13 protein-coding genes and 1 pseudogene are annotated in these 20,958 nt (G+C 63.8%); 11 read left to right on the forward strand and 3 right to left on the reverse strand.

Annotated elements, in window-relative coordinates; all coding sequences use genetic code 11:
- Nucleotides 1–114: 114 nt before the first annotated feature.
- Entirely contained in the window at nt 115–2,088 is a 1,974-nt protein-coding gene (locus ACNAOU_RS05210; protein ID WP_422758181.1) for an amino acid transporter, read from the reverse strand.
- A 221-nt stretch (nt 2,089–2,309) separates the two neighbouring features.
- Here ACNAOU_RS05210 and speB point away from each other — a divergent pair, with 221 nt between their 5' ends.
- Together speB and ACNAOU_RS05220 are read left to right on the forward strand one after the other, a co-directional pair.
- Entirely contained in the window at nt 2,310–3,371 is a 1,062-nt protein-coding gene (gene speB, locus ACNAOU_RS05215; RefSeq protein ID WP_422758182.1) for an agmatinase, read from the forward strand.
- On the forward strand, nt 3,368–5,080 hold the full coding sequence (locus tag ACNAOU_RS05220; RefSeq protein ID WP_422758183.1) for a thiamine pyrophosphate-binding protein: 1,713 nt from the start codon (nt 3,368–3,370) through the stop codon (nt 5,078–5,080). The genes speB and ACNAOU_RS05220 overlap by 4 nt, the downstream gene beginning before the upstream one ends.
- A 92-nt stretch (nt 5,081–5,172) precedes the next feature.
- Here the strand turns inward: ACNAOU_RS05220 and ACNAOU_RS05225 are convergent, their stop codons facing one another.
- Both ACNAOU_RS05225 and ACNAOU_RS05230 read right to left on the reverse strand, forming a co-directional pair.
- Nucleotides 5,173–6,501, reverse strand: coding sequence for an MFS transporter (locus ACNAOU_RS05225; protein WP_416429282.1), 1,329 nt, complete (start codon nt 6,499–6,501; stop codon nt 5,173–5,175).
- Between the two features lie 28 nt (nt 6,502–6,529).
- Entirely contained in the window at nt 6,530–7,558 is a 1,029-nt protein-coding gene (locus tag ACNAOU_RS05230) for an MBL fold metallo-hydrolase (RefSeq protein ID WP_422758184.1), read from the reverse strand.
- A gap of 96 nt (nt 7,559–7,654) precedes the next feature.
- Here ACNAOU_RS05230 and ACNAOU_RS05235 point away from each other — a divergent pair, with 96 nt between their 5' ends.
- The 9 genes and pseudogenes from ACNAOU_RS05235 to ACNAOU_RS05275 all read left to right on the forward strand — a co-directional run.
- Nucleotides 7,655–8,560, forward strand: coding sequence for a LysR family transcriptional regulator (locus ACNAOU_RS05235; RefSeq protein ID WP_055974375.1), 906 nt, complete (start codon nt 7,655–7,657; stop codon nt 8,558–8,560).
- 74 nt (nt 8,561–8,634) lie between these two features.
- On the forward strand, nt 8,635–9,117 hold the full coding sequence (locus tag ACNAOU_RS05240; RefSeq protein WP_018777085.1) for a MarR family winged helix-turn-helix transcriptional regulator: 483 nt from the start codon (nt 8,635–8,637) through the stop codon (nt 9,115–9,117).
- Between the two features lie 10 nt (nt 9,118–9,127).
- Nucleotides 9,128–11,188 (forward strand): MFS transporter, encoded by a 2,061-nt coding sequence (locus ACNAOU_RS05245; protein ID WP_422758185.1) that lies wholly within the window; start codon nt 9,128–9,130, stop codon nt 11,186–11,188.
- A 359-nt stretch (nt 11,189–11,547) separates the two neighbouring features.
- Complete coding sequence (locus tag ACNAOU_RS05250) at nt 11,548–13,281, forward strand: ABC transporter ATP-binding protein (RefSeq protein ID WP_064722054.1); 1,734 nt, start codon at nt 11,548–11,550, stop codon at nt 13,279–13,281.
- Nucleotides 13,278–15,356, forward strand: a complete 2,079-nt coding sequence (locus ACNAOU_RS05255) for an ABC transporter ATP-binding protein (protein WP_422758186.1) — start codon at nt 13,278–13,280, stop codon at nt 15,354–15,356. Before ACNAOU_RS05250 ends, ACNAOU_RS05255 begins: the two co-directional genes overlap by 4 nt.
- Nucleotides 15,357–15,412: 56 nt before the next feature.
- Entirely contained in the window at nt 15,413–15,829 is a 417-nt protein-coding gene (locus ACNAOU_RS05260; protein WP_110505881.1) for a thioesterase family protein, read from the forward strand.
- Nucleotides 15,830–15,864: 35 nt separating this feature from the next.
- Nucleotides 15,865–16,629, forward strand: a complete 765-nt coding sequence (locus tag ACNAOU_RS05265; RefSeq protein WP_422758187.1) for a copper homeostasis protein CutC — start codon at nt 15,865–15,867, stop codon at nt 16,627–16,629.
- 144 nt (nt 16,630–16,773) lie between these two features.
- Entirely contained in the window at nt 16,774–19,854 is a 3,081-nt protein-coding gene (locus tag ACNAOU_RS05270) for a glycoside hydrolase domain-containing protein (RefSeq protein WP_422758188.1), read from the forward strand.
- Nucleotides 19,855–20,047: 193 nt separating this feature from the next.
- Nucleotides 20,048–20,806, forward strand: a pseudogene (locus ACNAOU_RS05275) (DUF5107 domain-containing protein); the annotation flags it as partial.
- Between the last annotated feature and the right edge of the window lie 152 nt (nt 20,807–20,958).

The raw sequence follows: 20,958 nt of genomic DNA on the forward strand, positions 1-20,958 counted from the left end.
CTACGGGCCAAGCGGAGCGCCCGAAATCCGGGGATGAGCGGAGTCCGCGGGGGGACGAACTGGGGAGGAGCGCAGCCTGCGAAGGGACTAACCGGGCAGGAGCGTGCGAGGCGGCTAGCCCACGTGGACCCAGGGGCGCCGGGTGATGTCCGGCTCGGCTTCCCGGAGCACTTCGCGGGTGACAGGCGCGATCTCCCCTTCGCCGAAGAAGAGGAAGCGGCTCAGGTTCGAAATCGGGTTGCCCTCAGTCCACCGGAAGTAGATGTGCGGCATGAAACCGGTGACGTCGCGGATGTGGAGGAGTACTGCCGCCAGCGTGTTCGGCACGTTGTTGCTGTGCACTTCCAGGATCTTGAACCCGTGCCGTTCCTTGCCCACTACCTGGAGTTCCTGCTCGAAGTCTGAACTGTCGTCCACGATGATCTCGATGAAGACGGCGTCGCAGTCCAGGGGGAGGTGGTTGGCCTGCTGGGCGTGCTGCAGCTTCTCCCGGTACCTGTCGGCACTGAAGCGTTTGGGTTCGTGCGCGATGATCCGGACCGGTCCGTGCGTGTTGTTGGCCGTGAACTCCAGGGCCTTCCGGTCCATCTTGATGTGCGTGGCCCGCAGCTCGAATGCCCGCCTCATCCTGGAGACGAAGCTGACCACCAGAATGCCAAGGATGAACAGGGCGGCAATTTTCAGGCCGTCCGGGCGCTCGATGGAGTTGACCACGGTGGTGTAAACGAAGACCAGGGAAATGAGGCCGAAGCCGATGACCTGTGCTTTTTGCTTCCTTCGGCGTGCCGACAGCGTCACGGCGATGGACGCGGAAGTGATCAGGACCAGCACGCCAGTGGCATAGGCGCCACCCTGGGCATTGACATCAGCCTGGAAGATGATGGTGACGATGAAGGCGATGACCGTGAAGACGAGGACCAGGGGGCGGAGTGCCCGCGCCCAGGCCGGTGCCATGCCGTAGCGCGGCAGGTACCTGGGAACAAGGTTCAACAATCCGGCCATCGCGGAGGCTCCGGCGAACCACAGAATGGCGATTGTGCTGATGTCGTACACGGTTCCAAAGCCATCGCCCAGGAACTTATGCGCGAGGTAGGCAAGGGCGCGGCCATCGGCCTTTCCGCCGGGTTCGAATTCAGCGGCCGGAATCAACATGATCGTGGTGAAGCTGGAGGTGATGAGGAACGAGCTCATGATGATCGCGGCGGTGGTCAGGAGCTTGTGGGCACCCTTGATGCGGCCGGCCGGATCGGCTTCCGTGTCCGTGGCATGGCCTTTGATCTGGGGCATGACGGCGACGCCTGTTTCAAAACCCGAGAGGCCCAGCGCCAAGCGGGGGAACACCAGCAATGCCAGGGCGATCATCATGATCGGATCGCCGTGGGAGGTGGTCAAAGCAGTCCACCAGTCCGTGATGACGCGGGTCTCGGTGAAGACGTGGCCGATGGATACGGCGATGACCACAAGGTTGAGCATCAGGAAGGCGCCCACCAGGACGACGGCCACGTTGATGGCCTCCTTGAATCCGCGGAGGAAGACGATGCCCAGGCCCGCGATGAGCGCCAGGGTGATGGCGACGTTCTGGCCTTCAAGGAAGTCCGGCGCGAACGGGTTCTCGATGAGGTGGGCCGTGGCGTCGGCAGCCGACAACGTAATGGTGATCATGAAGTCCGTGGCCGCGAAGCCAAGGAGTGCCAGGACGAAGAGCTTGCCGCCCCAGCGGGGGAGGAGCCGCTCCAGCATGGAAATGGAGCCCTCGCCGCGTGGACTTTCCTTTGCCACCCGGCGGTAAACCGGCAGCGCTCCGGCCAGGGTTGCTGTGACCAGCAGCAACGTCGCCAAGGGAGAAAGCAGGCCCGCTGCCAGGGCGGCGATGGCGGGCTGGTACCCCAGTGTCGAGAAGTAGTCCAGGCCCGTGAGGCACATGACCTTCCACCAGGCCTGCGGCTTGTGGGACTCCGAGGGCTGGCCGTGGGGGCCTTGCCGCTTGCCTGAAGTGTCCGGCATTCCCTCAAGCAACCAGGGTTTGAGCTTGAAGGAATTTTTGGGCCGGTTGGCCGGGTCGGCCGGAGGCCTCGACAGGGTGGTCACGGTGTCCTTTCGCGCAGCACGGTACTGCTTCCGCATGGAGCGTATGGCCCGGTTCGACGCCGGGACACCGGTTTTTATGGAATCTTTACGCCTGCTGTGAGCGGCGTCTCATCCTTTTGGAAGGTTGTAAACAAGTGATGCATATTAGACAACTTTGAGTGTATGATGGGTGTCACAGTCCGCAGAATCAATCCCCCTATTCACTCAAGGAGTGGCGTACTTTGGAAGAGCTCCGCATCGAGGCCAACGGCAACCTGGGCCCCATCGATTCATCCCGTATCCCGCGCTACGCCGGTGCCGCCACGTATGCCCGCCTGCCCCGCCTGGACCAGGTCTCCAAGGCCGACGTCACCGTGGTCGGCGTTCCCTTCGACTCCGGCGTTTCGTACCGCCCCGGAGCCCGCTTCGGCGCCACCCACGTGCGTGAGGCCAGCCGTCTGCTCCGCCCGTACAACCCGGCCTGGGACGTCAGCCCGTTCGAGAACATCCAGGTAGCCGACGCCGGCGACATGGCAGTGAACCCGTTCAACATCAACGAGGCCATCGAAACCATCCAGCAGAACGCCTTGGACCTCACGGCCAACGGCAGCAAGCTGGTCACCCTCGGCGGCGACCACACCATCGCCCTCCCGCTGCTCCGGGCAGCAGCGGAACGCGCAGGCGAACCCATCGCCATGCTGCACTTTGATGCCCACCTGGATACCTGGGACACCTACTTTGGCGCCGAATACACGCACGGTACGCCGTTCCGCCGGGCCGTCGAAGAAGGCATCCTGGACACGGAGGCCATCAGCCACGTCGGTACCCGCGGTCCGCTGTACGGCAAGAAGGACCTCGACGACGACCACCGCTTCGGGTTCGGAATCGTCACCTCCGCCGACGTGTACTACCAGGGCGTCTTGGAGACGGTGGCAAAGATCCGCGACCGCATCGGCAACCGCCCGCTGTACATCTCGGTGGACATCGATGTCCTTGATCCGGCCCACGCCCCCGGCACCGGCACCCCCGAAGCGGGCGGCATCACCAGCCGCGAACTGCTGGAGATCATCCGCGGCTTCCGCGGCATGAACCTCGTTGGCGCGGACGTGGTGGAAGTCGCCCCGGCCTACGACCACGCAGAAATCACCGGAGTCGCCGGCAGCCACGTTGCCTATGAACTGGTGACCCTCATGGCAGACAACGCGGTGGAAGGTGACCGCCACGGTGCCCCGAACGGCTACGCGCAGCAGGCCCTCGGCGCCCGCATCCAGGAAGTCGCACAGGCCATCGGAGGGCAGCGATGATCGATTTCGATCCTGGCACAGCAGCTCCCACCAAGGGGACCAACCAGCGCAACGGTGGGGACCTCGTCGTCGAGACCCTTGAAGCGCTGGGTGCGAAGACTGTTTTTGGTATCCCGGGCCAGCACGCCCTGGGTCTCTTTGATGCCATGGGCCGCGGCAACCTGCACTTCGTGTCCTCCCGTGTGGAGAACAACTCGGCGTTCGCAGCTGACGGCTACTCCCGTGCCACCGGCGAGGTGGGGGTGCTGTTCCTGTCCACCGGTCCGGGCGCGCTGACGTCCCTCGCCGGTTTGCAGGAAGCGTATGCCACGGGTGTTCCGATGGTGGTTGTTGCCAGCCAGATCCCGCTCGACGGCCTGGGTGCCCGCCGCAAGGGTATGCTGCACCAGCTTGATGACCAGAAGGCCTCGGCGGCGAACGTCACCAAGAGCCAGCGCCTGATCCAGCACGCCTCGGGTATCCCGTCGGCGATCCAGGACGCGTGGACCGAGGCGATTTCCTCGCCGCAAGGCCCGGTTTGGATCGAAATCCCGCAGAACGTCCTGCTGGATCCCATCATGGTCCCCCCGGTCGAAGACGCCCTCGCCGAGGCATTCGATAACCCGCCCCGGGTGGAGCTGGTCCGCGAGGCCGTGAAGTGGCTCTCGACGGCGGAACGTCCGGCGATCATCGCAGGCGGCGGTACCCGCCGTGGCCGGGCCGAGAAGTCGCTGCTCTCGATCGCAGAGCAACTGCGCGCCCCGGTCATTTGCACCCCCGGCGGCAATGGCGCGTTCCCGTGGACCCATGAGCTGTCCCTGCAGTCGTGGATCGAGGACCGGTACATGACCGATGTCCTCGAAGACGCCGATGTCCTGATCGTCATCGGCTCCTCCCTGGGCGAGGTGACGTCGAACTACTTCACGTTCGAACCCCGCGGCCGCATCATCCAGATCGACGCCGAGCCCCGCGTCCTCGAATCCAACAGGCCTGGCCTGGGCATCCGCGCCGACGCCGGCCAGGCCCTCGCGGCCCTCGACGAAGCGCTCAAAGCAGCCGGAGCCGCGAATGCAACAACGCGCTCCTGGCACGGAACCGCTCCGGAAGATGTGGTCAAGGACTCCCTGGCGAAGGTCAAGGCCCGCCTGGAATCACAGGACCTGGCCAAGGAGCTGAAGTTCATGTCGGACATCCGCGAGGCCGTCCCGGGTGACATGCAGACGTTCTGGGATATGACCATTTCCGCGTACTGGGGCTGGAGCTGCTGGGATGCCCGGCAGGGCCAGTTCCACTCCGCCCAGGGCGCCGGCGGGCTCGGCTACGGTTTCCCGGCAGCCATCGGCGGGGCCGTGGGCCTGGAAACCACCGGAAAGCCCGGTGGTTCTGCACGAGTGCTGGCTGTGTCCGGTGACGGCTCTTCCATGTACTCCATCTCGGAACTCGCCACCGCCAAGCAGCACAACGTCCCGGTCACCTGGCTGATCGTCGACGACGGCGGCTACGGCATCCTGCGCGAGTACATGGTGGGCGCTTTCGGCCAGGCCACCGCCACCGAGCTCGCCCGCCCGGACTTCGTGAAGCTCGCTGAAGCCTTCGGTGTCCCGGCCCGCCGGGTCGCCCCGGAGGATGTCGGGGACGCGCTTAAGGCGTCCTTCGCAGCGGACGGACCCAACGTCGTCGTGGTTGAGACGCTGCTGAAGATGTTCGGCCCCACCCACCTGGACGACTAAGGCGACCAAGCAGCCCTAACGAGTCAGCCCCCGCACGGAATACCGTGCGGGGGCTGACTGCGTTGCGGGGATGCCGGCGGCAAGGGAAGCGGTTAGTCGAGTTCGCGTTGGGTGCCTTCGGGCGTGGCCTTCACGGCGATGGCCGATGCCAGCATGGCGGCAATCCAGAAGACCGCGATGAGCCAGATTCCACCGCCGGCGGCAAGGCTCAGTCCGGCTACGATCATGGGCGTGAAGCCCGCACCGATCATCGAGGCACCCTGATAGGCCAGCGATGCTCCCGTGTAGCGGTTGCGGGTAGGGAACTGTTCGGCGACGTAAGCGGCAATCGGGCCGTACAGGAAGCCCTGGACCAGTCCGTTGCCCAGGATGATCGCGGCCGCGAAGCCCCACAGCTCCCCGTTGCTCATCAGCACGAGGATCGGGTAGACCAGCACCGCGCCCAGGAGGGACGCGCCAATGAGGACACGACGCCGGCCGATCCGGTCGCTGAGGCGGGCGGAGTAGAAGCAGATCACCAGGGTCAGCAGCGCGGCAACAGCCTTGATGTTCAGGACACCGTTCTTGTCCGCCCCGCTCTCGACGGCGACGGAGACGCCCCACACCGTGGTCATGGACTGGCACACGTAGAACGAGGTGGTGGCCAGCAGGCCCAGGACTACGGCGCGGGGGTTGTTCTTCAGGACATCGAGCAAGGGCACCCGGCGCTGTTCGCCGGCAGCTTCCAGACGCTGGAAGGCGGGTGTTTCGGCCACCTTGAGCCGGATGACCATGCCGACGACAATGAGCAATGCGCTCAGCAGGAACGGCACGCGCCAACCCCACACGAGGAAGTCATTGCCGGAAACCGCGGCGAACAAGGACAGGGCAAGGGTGCCAAGAATGGCGCCGGCCGGTCCGCCGGCGTTGGCGAAGGCGGCCGCAAAACCGCGGTGCTTCTTGGGGGCGTGCTCGATCGCCATGAGCGCGGCACCACCCCACTCGCCACCGACGGCAACACCCTGGACCAGGCGGAGAAGGACCAAAGCCAGCGGCGCGGCCATGCCGATCTGGGCGGTGGTGGGCAGCAGGCCGATCGCCGTGGTGCCCAGTCCCATGATGAGCATGGACAGGACCAGCATCTTCTTGCGGCCAAGTCGGTCACCGAAGTGTCCGAAAATCAGGCCGCCCACCGGCCGGGCAATGTATCCCACGGCGAGCGTGACGAACGACGCGAACAAATCAAAGCCGGGGCCGAGGTTGGCGAAGAACACCTTGTTGAAGACCAGGCTTGCTGCCGTGGCGTAGAGAACGAAGTCGTAGTATTCGATGGCGCTGCCAATGAAGCTGGATGCGAGGATGCGACGCATGTCCTTGGTGTTCATGGACGCATCCGCCGAAGTGGCCGTGCCTGTCTTCGGGGCGGTTGGTGCTGAGCTCATGTGCTTCCTCAGTGTGGGTATTGGCTCGTCAGCGCTGACGGGCGAACGGGATGGTGTCGAGATCATTGGGAACCGTGAACGTCCCGGAGAAATGCTCCCCGGCTTCCCGCCATACGGCTTCGGAAGCGGAACCGGGCACGAGGTGGTGCAGGGCCAGGTGGCCGGCACCGGCAAGCTCGGCGAGCTTCGCGGCTTCGCGGACGCTGGTGTGGGACTTGTAGTGGTGGTCGCGGGAAGCCCGGCTGGACTCATCGGTCTTGTCTGCGTACAGCGACTCCACCCAGTTGAAGTCGATCGCTTCATGCAGCAGGAGGTCCGTGTCCTGCGCCAAGGTGATCATGTTTTGCGTGTAAGCGGTATCACCGGAAATGGTCACGGAACCCTCGGCGGTGTCGAAGCGGAAGGCGAATGCCGGGGCCACGGGAGGGTGTTCCACCAGGATCGCGGTCACGGTGACGAGTTCGTCGCGGTAGACCTCGAAGGGTTCCATGTCCGGCGTCGGGTTGCTGTTGGGGTGGTAGCCCGATTCCGCCGGGATCCGGATGTCTTCGGCGTGGAAGATGTCCAAGGGGCTGGGCCGCAGGCTGTCCAGGATGCGGTCGTTGAGGTCGGTGGCGTGCGCTTTCATGAGCTGTTCGAACATCTGCCGGGTACCCGGCGTCGGATTTTCAGGCGCCAGCGGCTGAGGCTCGACGACGGCGCGCGGCGACACGGCGGGCAGCTCGCCGCGGTTGCCCGGTCCAATGATCTTTACGGGCGAGTCTAGGCGGTCTGTCAGGGCGTAGAGGCCGAAGATTCCCAGCCCGGCGAGATCGTAGACGTGGTCCGAGTGCAGGTGCGTGATGAAGAGTGCCCGGAGGTCCTTGAGCTGCAAGCGGGACTGGCTGAGCCGCCGTCCGGCGCCCTGGCCGAAATCCACCAGGTAGAAAGCATCCCCCACCACCACGGCGGTGGCGATCCCGGTGCGCTCGCCGGTGTCAGCCGCTGCCCACCATCGCGGTCCGCCGGCCGTTCCGAGGGTGACGATGTGCGGCTTCAGGGATGACGTCGGTGTCATGGATGCTCCTTTGACTGAATGGGCTTTCTTCCAGTGTGGTGCGGACCACGTCACTTGTATAATCAATCAATTCAAAGAAGTTCATAAGGAGAACTGATGGGTGAGTTTACGCTTCGGCAGCTGGAATATTTCGTGGCCGTGCTGGACCACGGTTCGCTCACCAAGGCCGCCAGTGAAAGCAATATCTCCCAGGCTGCCGCATCCATGGCCATCGCCCAGTTGGAGAAAAACCTTGGCCTGGACCTGCTGATCCGGACGCGCGCCAAGCGGGTGGAACCGACGCCGGCCGGAGTTGAGCTCGGCGTCCGGGCCCGGCGGATCCTCCGTGAAGCCGCAGATCTCCAGGGGGCACTTCGTGGTTCCCATGAGGACATGCGTGGTCGGGTCGCCATCGGCTGCATGATTGCCATCTCGCCTCGCTTGATTCCCGAGCTGATCCATGTCTTTGCGGCCAAATGGCCGGAGGTGGAGCTCGACTTCGTGGAGGGAAACGCCGAAGAGCTGCAGCGTGCCGTGGGGGAAGGCGAGTTGGACGTTGCGTTCATCTATTCGCTCCAGGCGGTTCCCGGCGTCGAAATCCTGACGGTGGCTCCTTCCCGGCCGCAGTTCATGCTGGCCGCCGATCATCCTCTGGCCGGCAGTGCCTCGCTGCGCTTTGCCGATCTCGCCGATGAGGATGTGGTCCTGTTCGATGTTCCACCCAGCGCGGAGCGGGTCATCGCGATGTTCCATTCGGCGGGCATCGAGCCGAAAGTGCGGTGGCGCAGCGTGGTGGCCCAGACAATCCGCGGCATCGTGGCCAGCGGCCGGGCGTACTCGGTAACGAATGTCTGGCCGGGAATCGAGTCCCTCTACACGGGTGCGCGCGTTGCGCTTGTCCCGATCGAGGACAAGGTGCCGGCGAACGAACTGGCAGCCGTGGTGGCGCCGGGCGTAAGCCGTCCGCGCCGCGTGGAGGAAGTCATCAACGCGGCCCGGGAGCTGACCCGCCCGGAGGCCTAAGCTCTTCCTTTAGTTTCCCAAAGCAATCAATCTGCGTTATAGTTGCTTTAGGCAAACAAAAAGGGGTGTTTTACATGTCTGTCGGTTCTGCCACAGCAACCGATCTTGTGCATCAGATCTTTGACCTGCAGCGGACTCTGCGCTGCGTGGTAACCGCGCACATGGCCCGCGTTCCCGACGTCGGAATGGCGGTCCAAGGGGTGATGCGGTTCATTGGCGAGGGGGAGACCCGTGCCACGCACCTGGCCGCTCGCCTTGGCGTGAGTGCGCCGGTACTGAGCCGCCACGTCGCGGAGCTCGAAGAACTCGGCTTCGTTACCAGGCGGCCGGATCCCGCAGACGGCAGGGCGCAGCTTCTGGCCCTGACTGAACGCGGGACGGCGAAGCTGCACGAATTCGAAGAACAACGCAGCGTGAGACTGCGGGATTACCTGGCGGATTGGAGCGAGGCTGACGCCCTCGAGGCCTCCCAGGTCATCAACAAACTCACCGAATCCCTCAAGGATTCAATCCGGGCAACGGCGGCCGGCTCCATCACAACAGACCAGACAGCTTAGGAGCCCACGCATGGCTACAGCAGCACCACAACATCCGCAGGCGGTGGACGCCGCAGCCAAGGCTGCCGCGCCCATGACCCACCGTCAGATCATGGAAGCCCTGACCGGCCTCCTCGCGGCCTTCTTCACGGCGATCCTCAGCAGCACCATCGTCGCCAACGCACTTCCCACCATCATGTCCGAGCTCAAGGGCACCCAGACCGACTTCGCCTGGGTCATCACGGCCGCCCTGCTGGCGAACGCGGCCACCACGCCCATCTGGGGCAAGCTCGCGGACCTCTTCGACAAGAAGCTCCTGGTCCAGCTGAGCATCATCATCTTCGTGGCCGGCTCGGTCATGGCGGGCCTGTCCGAAACCATCCCGCTCCTGCTGACCGCGCGCGTTATCCAGGGCATCGCCATGGGTGGCCTCACGGCCCTGGCACAGGCGATCATCGGATCCATGATTCCGCCCCGCGACCGCGGCAAGTACTCCGGTTACATGGGTGCCGTCATGGCTGTCGGCACGGCCGGCGGCCCGTTGCTGGGTGGCTTCATCGTGGATAGCCCGCTCGGCTGGCGCTGGACGTTCTTCGTCTGCGTGCCACTGGCCGTCGTCGCGCTGATCCTGCTCCAGATCACCCTGAAGATCGAGCACATCAAGCGGCCCGCCAAGATCGACTGGCTCGGTTCCATCCTGCTGACCTCCGGCGTGAGCCTGCTCCTGATCTGGGTCTCCTTTGCCGGCAACCCGGAGTACTACGACTGGGTCTCGTGGCAGTCGGCACTCATGGTCGGCGGCGGCGTAGCACTCCTTGCGCTCCTGGTGTTCGTCGAAACCAAGGTTGCCCAGCCGATCATTCCGCTCAAGATCATCTCCGAGCGCACCACGGCGCTGGCCATCGTTGCGTCCGTTGCGGTTGGTATCGCCATGTTCGGCTCCTCCACGTTCCTGGGACAGTACTTCCAGGTAGCCCGCGGAGCCACACCCACCGAGGCCGGCCTGCTGACGCTGCCCATGATCGCCGGCAACCTCATCGGTTCGGTGGCATCCGGCATCCTGATCAGCCGCTTCGGCAAGTGGAAGAGGTTCCTGATTGCAGGCTCCGTTCTCCTTATCGGCGGGCTTGCCTTTGCAGGAACCATGGACCACACCACCGAACTCTGGATCGTGGCCATCTACACAGGCGTGTTCGGCCTGGGCCTGGGCATGCTGATGCAGAACCTGGTGCTGGCCGTACAGAACACCGTTCAGGCAAAGGACATCGGCACGGCGAGTGCGTCGGTGGCATTCTTCCGCTCGGTGGGTGGCGCGATCGGCGTCTCCGTTCTTGGCGCCATCATGTCCAACCACGTGAAGGACCTGGCGGTTGAAGGCATGGCTGCCGCCGGCATCCCCGTCCAGGGCGGCGCTTCAGGCGCTAGCATGGACCTGGCGGATATGCCCGCTCCCATCGCAGACATCATGCGTGCCGCCTACGGTGACGCGACTGCACAGATCTTCCTGATCTCCGCGATCATCAGCGTGGTGGCCCTCCTGGCAGTCCTCTTCATCAAGGAACGCCCGTTGCGCCGCACCGTTGATGCCGCACCGGAAAAGGAACTCGTGGCCACGGCCTCGGGAGAAGCCGGCATGTCGCTGGACACTGCGTCCATGGACGCGGTGAAGACCGGCGACAGGGTGAAGATCGATGACGCCGCGAGCCCCGTGGGTGCCCGTCGTCCCCTTCCGGGGGCCGGGCGTGAGGTACGGCCGGAGGATTCCGGTTCCGACCTCGACCTTGAGTTCGCCCGCATCCTGACCCAGGAACGGCCCTCAGCGACGGCCGACGTCAAGGAAGTACAGGAGCAACTGACACGCACGCAGTACGTCCTGGCCGAACAGCAGTTGCAGCTTAGCCGTGCCAACGTGGAACTGCAGGCCCGCTTGCGGGACCAGCAGACCATCGCGGAACAGCAGACCCGCACCGCTGAGGAACTTGCCGCGATCCGTAAGGAACTCAAGCGTGAACGCAGGCAGCAGGAACGTATGGCGTTGCTTCTGCTCCAGGGTGTTGAAGCCCGCCAGGAACACGGCAAGCACGCAGGCTGAAAGGCACTGACCCCACCCGGTTCGGGATTCCGGGCCCGCAAGGCCGACTGCAGCGAAACATGAGCAGCTGACAGGTCCAGGGAACGGGGCCCGGGACAGGTCCAGCGAACAGGGCCGAAAACGGCGGCAGGACTGAAAGCGCCGGCTGGGATTCCAGCCGGCGCTTTGCTGTATCCCGGCAACCTTCTGCCGCTGGGGGAGCATGCACGACACGGCAGATACTCCGCTGGGATGATCTTTTCCCGAAGTTGTTTCGCCAGGGCAACGGATTTCGTAGAGTGGGGAGGCTAATACTGTCGGCCTCTGCTGCCAAACTTCTTTTCATCACATTCACGCACTCTTTCTAAGGACCCGTGGGCATGCTTGTCACCCTTATACGGCGCTACTCAAAGCCGTATTTGCCGCAGATTGTGGCCGTGCTGTTTTTTCAGCTGGCGTCCACCATCGCCACGCTCTACCTCCCCAGCCTGAACGCCAAAATCATCGATGAGGGAGTCTCCCGCGGCGACACTGATTTCATCTGGCAGACCGGTGCGCTCATGCTCGCTGTCGCCCTGGGACAGGTGCTTTCCGCCATCATCGCCGTGTACTTCGGTGCCCGCGTGGCCATGGCCATCGGCCGCGACCTGCGCCGCAGCGTGTTCCGCCAGGTCAGCAGCTTTTCCGCCCAGGACGTCAACCGCTTTGGCGCCCCTACCTTGATCACCCGCGGCACCAACGATGTCCAGCAGGTCCAGATGCTCGTCCTGATGGGCCTGAACTTCATGGTCTCCACGCCCATCATGTGCGTAGGCGGCATCATCATGGCCCTCCGTGAGGACCTCAGCCTTTCCTGGCTCGTCTGGGTTTCGGTCCCTGTCCTGGTGGCAGTGGTTGGCTATCTCGTTGTCCGGCTGATGCCGCTTTTCCGTTCCATGCAGACCAAGATCGATGCCATCAACGGCGTTCTGCGCGAGCAGATCATCGGCATCCGGGTTGTCCGCGCCTTCGTTCGCGAACCCCACGAGGCCAAGCGTTTCGGCGATGCCAACCAGGACCTCACGGCCGTATCCGTGAAGATCGGCAACCTCTTTGTCCTGATGTTCCCGGCGATCGGCATGATCCTGCACCTTTCCACTGCGGCGGTGCTCTGGTTCGGCGGGCAGCGGGTCGATTCCGGTGACATGCAGGTGGGTGCCCTCACGGCCTTCCTGCAATACCTCCTGCAGATCCTCATGGCCGTCATGATGGGAACCTTCATGGCCATGATGATTCCGCGCGCCTCCGTCTGTGCAGACCGCATCGGCGAGGTTTTGGACGTCGAGCCGTCCATCCACAACCCCTCCTCGCCGGTAGTGCCGGCTGAAAAGAAGGGACGCGTCGAATTCCGTGACGTCACCTTCAAGTACCCGGGTGCTGAAGCACCGGTCTTGAGCAACATCTCCTTCACGGCGGAGCCGGGCAAGACCCTCGCCATCATCGGATCCACCGGGGCGGGCAAGACCACCCTGGTCTCCCTGCTGCCGCGCCTTTACGACGTCGCCTCCGGTGAGGTTCTGCTCGACGGCGTTCCTGTCACCGAGATGGATGCCTCTGAAATCACCAGTCGTGTATCGGCGGTACCCCAGAAGCCGTACCTGTTCTCCGGAACCATCGAGCACAACCTGCGCTTTGGCAAGCCCGATGCCACGGATGAGGAACTGTGGGACGCGCTGGAAACCGCGCAGGCCAAGGGTTTCGTGGAGGAGAAGTCCTCCGGCCTCAACCGGCGCATCGCCCAGGGCGGTACCAACGTCTCCGGTGGACAGCGCCAGCGGCTTTCCATCGCCCGGGCTTTGGTGACCAAGCCGAACGTGTACTTGTTTGACGATTCCTTCTCGGCACTGGACGTGGCTACCGACGCCCGGCTCCGGAAGGCCCTGAAGGGGAAGACCAAGGATGCCACGGTCATCATCGTGGCCCAGCGTGTCTCCACCATTGCCGATGCTGACGAAATCCTTGTCCTGGACAACGGCCGCATCGTTGACCGGGGAACGCATGACGAACTGCTGGAGACGTCACCGACGTACCAGGAAATCGTCGAATCCCAGCTGAGTGTGGAGGAAGTGGCATGAGCGAGCAGAACCAGCAGAAAAAGCGTGGCTGGGCTGCCAAGGCCGAAGCCGCGAAAGATGCCAAGGCAACCGCTGCGGCAGAGGTTGCAACGGAAGCACTGGACGACGACGACTTCGTTGAGGAGGAGTACGTCCCCTCGGAGGCCGATGGCGGCATGTTCGGGGATGTGCCCGCAAAGAAGGCCAAGGAATTTTGGCCTTCCGCCAAGCGGCTCATGGGCTTGCTGAAGCCCGAACGCATCGGTGTGTTCATCGTGATCGGCCTCGTGATCGTTTCCGTGGTCCTCAACGTGATCGCACCCAAGGTTCTGGGCAGTGCCATGGATGTCATCTTCGGCGGTGTGATGGGCAAGCAGATTCCGCCCGGGGTATCGCAGGAACAGTTCGTTGAGCTCATGCGGCAGCAGGGCCAGGGGAACTTTGCCGACATGGTCTCCAAGATGGAACTCACTAACGGGATCGACTTCTCCAAGCTGACGTTCCTGATCTCGATAGTGCTGCTCATGTACTTCGTGGCCAACATCTTCCTGTGGGCGCAGGGCTGGTTGCTCAACAGGATCGTCATGCGGGTCATCAAGAAACTGCGCAACGATGTCCAGGCAAAGCTCAACCGCCTGCCGCTGAACTACTTCGACACCCGCCAGCGCGGCGACATCCTGTCCCGCGTGACCAACGACGTCGACAACGTCCAGCAGGGCCTCCAGCAGGCGTTCTCCCAATTGGTCAGCTCCGTCCTCACGGTCCTGGGCATCACGGTCATGATGTTCATCGTGTCCTGGGAGCTGGCGCTTATCGCGTTGATCGCACTACCGCTTTCCGGTGTTGTTGCCGGGGTCATCGGTGCCCGCAGCCAGAAGCTCTTCGCTGCGCAGTGGAAGAACACCGGCGCGTTGAACGGGCAGATCGAAGAGTCGTTCTCCGGCCATGACCTGGTCAAGGTGTTCGGCCGCGACGCCGACATGCTGACGCGCTTCGACGAGAAGAACGAGGAACTTTACAAGGCATCTTTCGGTGCACAGTTCGTCTCAGGCGTGATCTTCCCGGCCATGAACTTCGTCTCTTACCTGTCCTATGTCGGGATCGCCGTGGTGGGTGGCCTGCGGGTTGCTTCGGGTTCCATGAGCCTGGGCGATGCCACTGCCTTCATCCAGTACTCACGCGAGTTCACGCAGCCGCTGGGCCAGATTGCCGGCATGGCCAACATGCTGCAGTCCGGCGTCGCCTCCGCGGAGCGTGTCTTCGAATTCCTGGACGCTGATGAAGAGGTCGAAGAGAACGGTACGCGCCACCTTCCGGCAAAGTCTGACGGCCATGTTGAGTTCGAGCATGTCTCGTTCAGCTACGTGGAGGACAAGCCACTCATTGAGGATCTTTCCTTCAGTGCCGAGCCGGGCCACACTGTGGCCATCGTTGGGCCCACAGGAGCCGGCAAGACCACCCTGGTGAACTTGGTGATGCGTTTCTACGAGCTCAATTCCGGCCGCATCACCCTGGACGGAGTGGACATCAAGGACCTCACTCGTTCCGAGCTCAGGTCAAAGGTGGGCATGGTGCTGCAGGACGCCTGGCTCTTTGGCGGGACCATCTACGACAACATCAAGTACGGCAAGCTGGATGCCACGGAAGAGCAGATCATGGAAGCGGCGAAGGCCACGTACGTGGACCGCTTTGTCCGTGCCCTGCCGGATGGCTACCAGACGATCATCGATGAAGAAGGCAACAATGTCAGCGCCGGTGAGAAGCAGCTCATCACCATCGCCCGCGCATTCGTGTCCGATCCTTCCTTGCTGATCCTGGACGAAGCCACCAGCTCGGTGGACACCCGTACGGAACTGCTGCTGCAGAAGGCCATGGCAGCGCTCCGGACGGACCGGACCAGCTTCGTCATCGCCCACCGCCTGTCCACCATCCGCGACGCCGATACCATCCTGGTGATGGAAAACGGCCAGATCGTGGAGCAGGGTAACCACACCCAGCTCCTCGCCCTCGAAGGCGCCTATTACCGCTTGTACATGTCCCAGTTCGCTGGCGGGGAAGAGACTGCGGTGGATGATTCGACGGCGGTGCACAGCTGAGTACGCAGCAACCGGAGGAGTCCGTGGAACCCCGGCGCATCGAGGTCCTGGTGCCCATGCGCTGGGGTGACATGGACGCTTACGGACATATCAACAATGTCCAGATTGTGCGCATCCTCGAGGAAGCCCGCATCGCAGCCTTCGGGCCGCCCAGCGGTGCGGGGCTTCCCGGCGTCGAACCACCGGCAGCCCTCTTCAACGACGTTGAGGAGGGCGTCATGACCCTGGTGGTGGAGCACAGGGTCCGCTACGTCCGGACCCTGGACTACCGCAACATCCCGGCGGTCGTGGAGATCTGGGTGGGCGCCATCAAAGGGGCCAGCTTCGATCTTCACTACGTCATCAAGGATCCCGTGACCCGGGAAGAGTGCGTGAAGGCTACCACCCACCTTGCCTTTGTCGCCGAGGCGACGGGGAGGGTCCTGAGGCTCACGCCAGACCAAAAGGAAAAGCTCGAACGCTATAAGGCGTAGCCAGGACGTTGGCCAATTGCCCGTAGAGTTTCACCATGAAACTTGAAATCGCTGTGGTCAGCGCCGCCGGTGCAGGTGTGGCTGCCGCTGAGGGTGCCCATCGCATTGAGCTGTGCAGCAGCCTGGAACTGGGCGGCGTCACACCCAGCCAGGGGTTGCTGGAAGCCAGCATGGAACACGTCGACGGCCGTTTGGAAATCCATCCACTGATCCGCTCCCGGCCCGGTGATTTCCTGTACTCGGCCTCCGACGTGGACACCATGGTGCATGAAATCAGGCATCTGCTGCGCCAAGGAGCAAACGGGGTTGTCATCGGGGCACTCGAACCCAACGGGACAGTCGACGTGCACACCATCCGGCGCTTGCTGGAATCTGTAAGGGACACCAAGCCGGAGGCACAGCTGACCTTCCACCGGGCCATCGACCAATCGAAGGATCCGTTGGCTGCCCTGGACCAGCTCATGGAGCTGGGGTTCACCAGGGTCCTCACCTCGGGGCATGCAGCGACGGCGGGAGCAGGCCTCGGCACGCTCGCCACCATGGTGGAACGCGCCGGAGGTGCCATCGAGATCATGGCCGGCGGGGGACTGGCCCTGGCAGACATCCCGGCGATGCACGCTGCAGGTTTGAGCGCGGTCCACCTGTCCGCCAAGAAAACCGTCTCCACGCTCGGCCGAGGAACGATTTCCCTGGGTACCCAGGACGGCAGCGATCCCACGGCCTACACGGTCACGGACCGCGAAACCGTCCGTGCCGCCAAAGCGAAAATCAACGCCTTGAATCTGGCTAGGCTGAATTAGTCCTGCCGTCCAGCCTCTGGCAGGGCAAATCCCAGTGAGTACGCATCGCAATGACCCTTTACGATTCCGCGGAACGACCGGATGATGTAAGGATTCACCAACTCGGTGAAGAAGCCCCCGAAGCTACTTCCAGGAGTCCCAGCGATGCCGCTGCCCTCGCCGGTTTCACCGGCCGTCAATTCCCGTCCACCCAGCAGTCGAAGCAACAACGCAACCACCGGCCATCCTGAGGTGGCATGCGGCATCGGAACGTGGGACAAACTGCTGTACGGCAACCACCGCTTTGTGGTGGAAGTTGCCCCGACGGCCCAGGGTGTCCCAACGTCCTCAGTTGCCCCAACGACCGCGGCATACAAGCTTGTCCTGCCGTGGCGGCGTCAGGATGAGGGCCCCGCGACAGTGGATGTCATCGTCGTCTCCAGGAAGACGGGCGCCAGGGTCCGCAATGTGGTCATAGAGGAGTGCACCAGGGAATCAGGAACCCTCCTTTTCGAAGCCATCGACGGCCCGGGCATCTACTACGTTTACTACCTGCCCTACGCAATGCTGGGCAAACCCCACTATCCCCAGGCCCAGTACCTCCCGCGTCGTCCGACGGCAGAGCCGGGGTGGGCTGCCGCCGTCGGGTATTCGGCCTGGCGGGATCGGGCGCAGGCCGGGCTGCCCAACGCGACGGTCGTCCGTTACGAGGCCGCAAGTGAGCGGGACTCGTTCGCGCCGATGAACTTCACGGCCCGGGCGGACGAACTGGAACAGTTCCATTCGTGCCACAAGGGCGAGGCCTTCCTGGTGTTTCCCGAAGACCGGCTGAATCCCGTCTCCATGAGCACTGACCTGCCTGCGCACTGGGTAGCCAACGGGCCGTCAGACACCTTTCGGGCGGGCGCCGTTGCGGGCGAGGACTACGTGGTGCAGCTGGGGTTGCACGCGCTGAAGGACCTTGCTGGCGTCTCCGTGGACGTCGTGTCATCAGCCGGAGGCCACTGCATCAACTCCGACGGCGTAGACCGGCTGGGCAGGCCATGGCACAAGGAGCTGGCCGTCCCGGCGGGCACTGTGCGGGCCCTGTTCGTGGTCCTTCCCGTGCCCCGTGGCGTCGCCGGAAGCACGCATTCCGCCATGGTCACCATCCATGCGGAAGGTGAGGCTGCGCAGGAAATCGAGGTCACGCTGGACGTGGCGACGGAAACGGACCCGGACATCCTGGAAGGTGGTTTCGGCGATCCACGTTTCCTTCGGCGCTTGGCCTGGCTGGATTCTGCCGTGGCCCAGGACGTCGAGCTCGTGGCTCCTTTCACTGCCATCACCGTGGACGAGCGGGAACGAACCTTGGGGATCCTTGGCCGGAGCCTGCGGTTGTCGGCATCGGGGTTGCCTGCCCAAGTGACGTCCAGCTTCACGGGCGACGTGACGTCGACGGATGGTCCCGCCGTCGGGCTTTTCGACGTTCCGATGGCTGTGCACATCGAGGGGACCAGCTGGGAGTTTTCGCCACTGACGTTCAACGCGGAAGGGCCTGCGCGGGTCTCGTGGGGCTGCAACTGGACGGGCAGCCAGGAAGGCGTTGCGGTGTTCTCGCTGGAGCTGAACGCCACCCTCGACGCCGATGGAACAGTTGAGTACTCGCTGCGGCTCGCGCCGCGGAAGACTCTGGACGTGAACGACGTCGGGCTGCAGCTTTCGTTCGACGAGGACGCCGTCCCGCTGGCCATGGGTCTGGGCGTTCCGGGCGGCCGGCGGCCGGAGACCCTGGACTGGATGTGGGACGTGGCTGCCAGGAACCAGGATGCACTGTGGCTGGGAAGGGTGAACGCCGGGCTTCAGTTGTCGTTGCGGGATGAGAAGTACCAGCGTCCCCTGAACACCAACTTCTACCGGGAAAAGCCGTTGCTGGAACCGGCATCGTGGGCCAACCGCCAGGAGGACGGGGTGAGGGGTGGCGTCCGGCTCCGGACTGCCAACGGCAAAGTGTCGGTCCGCGCGTTCAGCGGCGCCCGCACGCTGACGCCGAACGAGCCGCTCCACTTCGATTTCAGGCTTCTGCTCACACCCTTCAAGCCGATCCAACCCGGCAGGCATCTGGGCAAGCGCTACTTTCACGCCCCTGAAGACCCATCGGAGATCAGGGCGGCCGGAGCCACTGTGGTCAATATCCACCATGCGACAGCGCCTGCACCGTATATCAATGATCCGTTGCTCACGAAGGAAACGCTTCGGCAATACGTGGCGCAGTGCCATCGGGAGGGCCTGACAGCCAAGATCTACAACACTGTCCGTGAGCTCACGTTCCACAGCCCGGAGCTGTTGCCGCTGCTGCATTTGGACCACGAGATCTTCAGCGACGGTCCGGGCGCCGGCCATAGCTGGTTGCAGGAGCATGCCGGCAGTGGCTACGTCTCGGCCTGGTTTGCCCCGAACGTGGAGGACATCGCGGTGGTGACCACGGGCGGGTCGCGGTGGGAGAACTTCTACGTGCGCAGCCTGCAGGAACTGGCTGCCGGCGACGACGGAATCGACGGTATTTACCTCGATGACCTGGCCTTTGACCGGCACGCCATGGTGCGCGTCCGCAAGGTCCTTGAAAGGGCCTGCAGGGCCAGGGGAGTGGGGGGCCCGGAGATTGACCTCCACTCTGCCAACCAGTTCACCGCCAACGACGGCTACGCCTCATCAGCCAATTTGTACATGGAGCAATTGCCGTATGTGGACAGGCTGTGGCTGGGGGAGTATTTCGACTACAACGGCACAGACCCCGACTATTGGCTGGTGGAATTGTCCGGCATTCCTTTCGGCCTCATGGGCGAGATGCTCGAAGGCGGCGGCAATCCGTGGCGCGGAATGGTGTTCGGCATGACGGGCCGGGCACCCGCGGTGGACAACCGTCCGCTGTGGGAGTTCTGGACGGCGAACAACCTGGAACGTGCCCGGATGCACGGGTTCTGGGACCCCCACACGCCAGTGCGGACCAGCCACCCGGATGTCCTGGCAACCACGTGGTTGACGGACAACGGGATGGTGGTGGCGCTGGCCTCATGGGCCGGGGAAACTGAGGACGTGACGTTGATCTTCGACGACGCGGCCCTCACCGACGAAACCTCCACAGCCCGCGCCGCCAGTATCAAGGCGCCCGCGATCCGCGGCTTCCAGCCCGCCATGGACTACGCGCCCGGCCAGGCCATCACCCTTGAGCCGCAGCGCGGCCTCCTTCTCATGATCGGATACTGACGTGCCAGACACCGCAACTTCCAGCCTCACCGTCACCACCATCTCCCTGACCATGGCTGAGCTCGGCCCGCTCAACCCGCTACCGGTGGTTGCCGCCGAACTGGACCAGCCCTACACGGTAGGCGAAGGCGTGCCGGAGGAACTGCAGGCATCGGCCCGCTACGGCGTGGTGCCCAACATCTACCCGTATCTCATGCAGGACGGCTACAGCCGGGAGGCGGCACCCAGGGAGTTTCCCGCCGTCGTGCTTGAAAACAGCAAGCTCAAGGTGACAGTCCTCCCGTCCCTGGGCGGCCGCATCTGGGAACTGTTCGACAAAGCAACAGGCAAGCAGCTCCTCCACACCCATGACGCCCCGCAGCTGGCCAACATCGCGTTGCGCAAGGCCTGGTTCGCGGGCGGGCTTGAGTGGAACATCGGGACCCGCGGCCATTCGCCCACCAGCTGCGATCCGTTGCACACGGCGATCGTCCACACCCCGGACGGCAAACACATCCTGCGGATGTGGGAGTACGAACGGCTCCGGGAAGTGGTGTTCCAGGTAGACATCTGGTTGCCCGCAGAATCGCCCGTGGTGCTGGCAGCGGTTCGGATCCGGAACCCGAACGACCACGACGTCCCCATGTACTGGTGGAGCAATGCCGCGATCCCGGAGACTGACCGCACCCGTGTCATCGCGCCCGCCCACGAGGCCTACGGCAGCGACTACACCACGGACATCACCCGCGTCAGGCCCACCACCCACGAAGGCTATGACGGCACGTGGCCGGTCAACAGCCCGCACGCGGCGGACTTCTTCTTCGACATCGACCCTTCCGAGCGGCGCTGGGTTGTGGCAGCGGACGACGACGGCGACGGGCTGGCGATGCTCTCAACGGGGCTCCTGCGGGGAAAGAAGCTCTTCGTATGGGGCCAGGGGCAGGGCGGCAAACGTTGGCAGGAATGGCTGAGCCCGGGAGCCGGCCCGTATGCGGAGATCCAGGCCGGCCTGGCACAGACGCAGTTCGAACACCTGGTCATGCCCGCCGGTGCAGAGTGGGCGTGGGTGGAGGCATACGGCAACGGACACCTGAATACGGATACGGCCCACAGCACTGACTGGGA

The organism is Paenarthrobacter sp. C1, from assembly GCF_049315185.1.
Classification (GTDB): Bacteria; Actinomycetota; Actinomycetes; order Actinomycetales; family Micrococcaceae; genus Arthrobacter; species Arthrobacter nicotinovorans.

Excerpts from the sequence above, each read along its gene's own strand:
- ACNAOU_RS05220 (WP_422758183.1), top strand. The coding sequence starts at position 3,368 with ATGATCGATTTCGATCCTGGCACAGCAGCTCCCACCAAGGGGACCAAC.
- ACNAOU_RS05225 (WP_416429282.1), bottom strand. The coding sequence starts at position 6,501 with ATGAGCTCAGCACCAACCGCCCCGAAGACAGGCACGGCCACTTCGGCG.
- ACNAOU_RS05230 (WP_422758184.1), bottom strand. The coding sequence starts at position 7,558 with ATGACACCGACGTCATCCCTGAAGCCGCACATCGTCACCCTCGGAACG.
- ACNAOU_RS05235 (WP_055974375.1), top strand. The coding sequence starts at position 7,655 with ATGGGTGAGTTTACGCTTCGGCAGCTGGAATATTTCGTGGCCGTGCTG.
- ACNAOU_RS05240 (WP_018777085.1), top strand. The coding sequence starts at position 8,635 with ATGTCTGTCGGTTCTGCCACAGCAACCGATCTTGTGCATCAGATCTTT.
- ACNAOU_RS05245 (WP_422758185.1), top strand. The coding sequence starts at position 9,128 with ATGGCTACAGCAGCACCACAACATCCGCAGGCGGTGGACGCCGCAGCC.
- ACNAOU_RS05250 (WP_064722054.1), top strand. The coding sequence starts at position 11,548 with ATGCTTGTCACCCTTATACGGCGCTACTCAAAGCCGTATTTGCCGCAG.
- ACNAOU_RS05255 (WP_422758186.1), top strand. The coding sequence starts at position 13,278 with ATGAGCGAGCAGAACCAGCAGAAAAAGCGTGGCTGGGCTGCCAAGGCC.
- ACNAOU_RS05260 (WP_110505881.1), top strand. The coding sequence starts at position 15,413 with ATGCGCTGGGGTGACATGGACGCTTACGGACATATCAACAATGTCCAG.
- ACNAOU_RS05265 (WP_422758187.1), top strand. The coding sequence starts at position 15,865 with ATGAAACTTGAAATCGCTGTGGTCAGCGCCGCCGGTGCAGGTGTGGCT.
- ACNAOU_RS05270 (WP_422758188.1), top strand. The coding sequence starts at position 16,774 with ATGCCGCTGCCCTCGCCGGTTTCACCGGCCGTCAATTCCCGTCCACCC.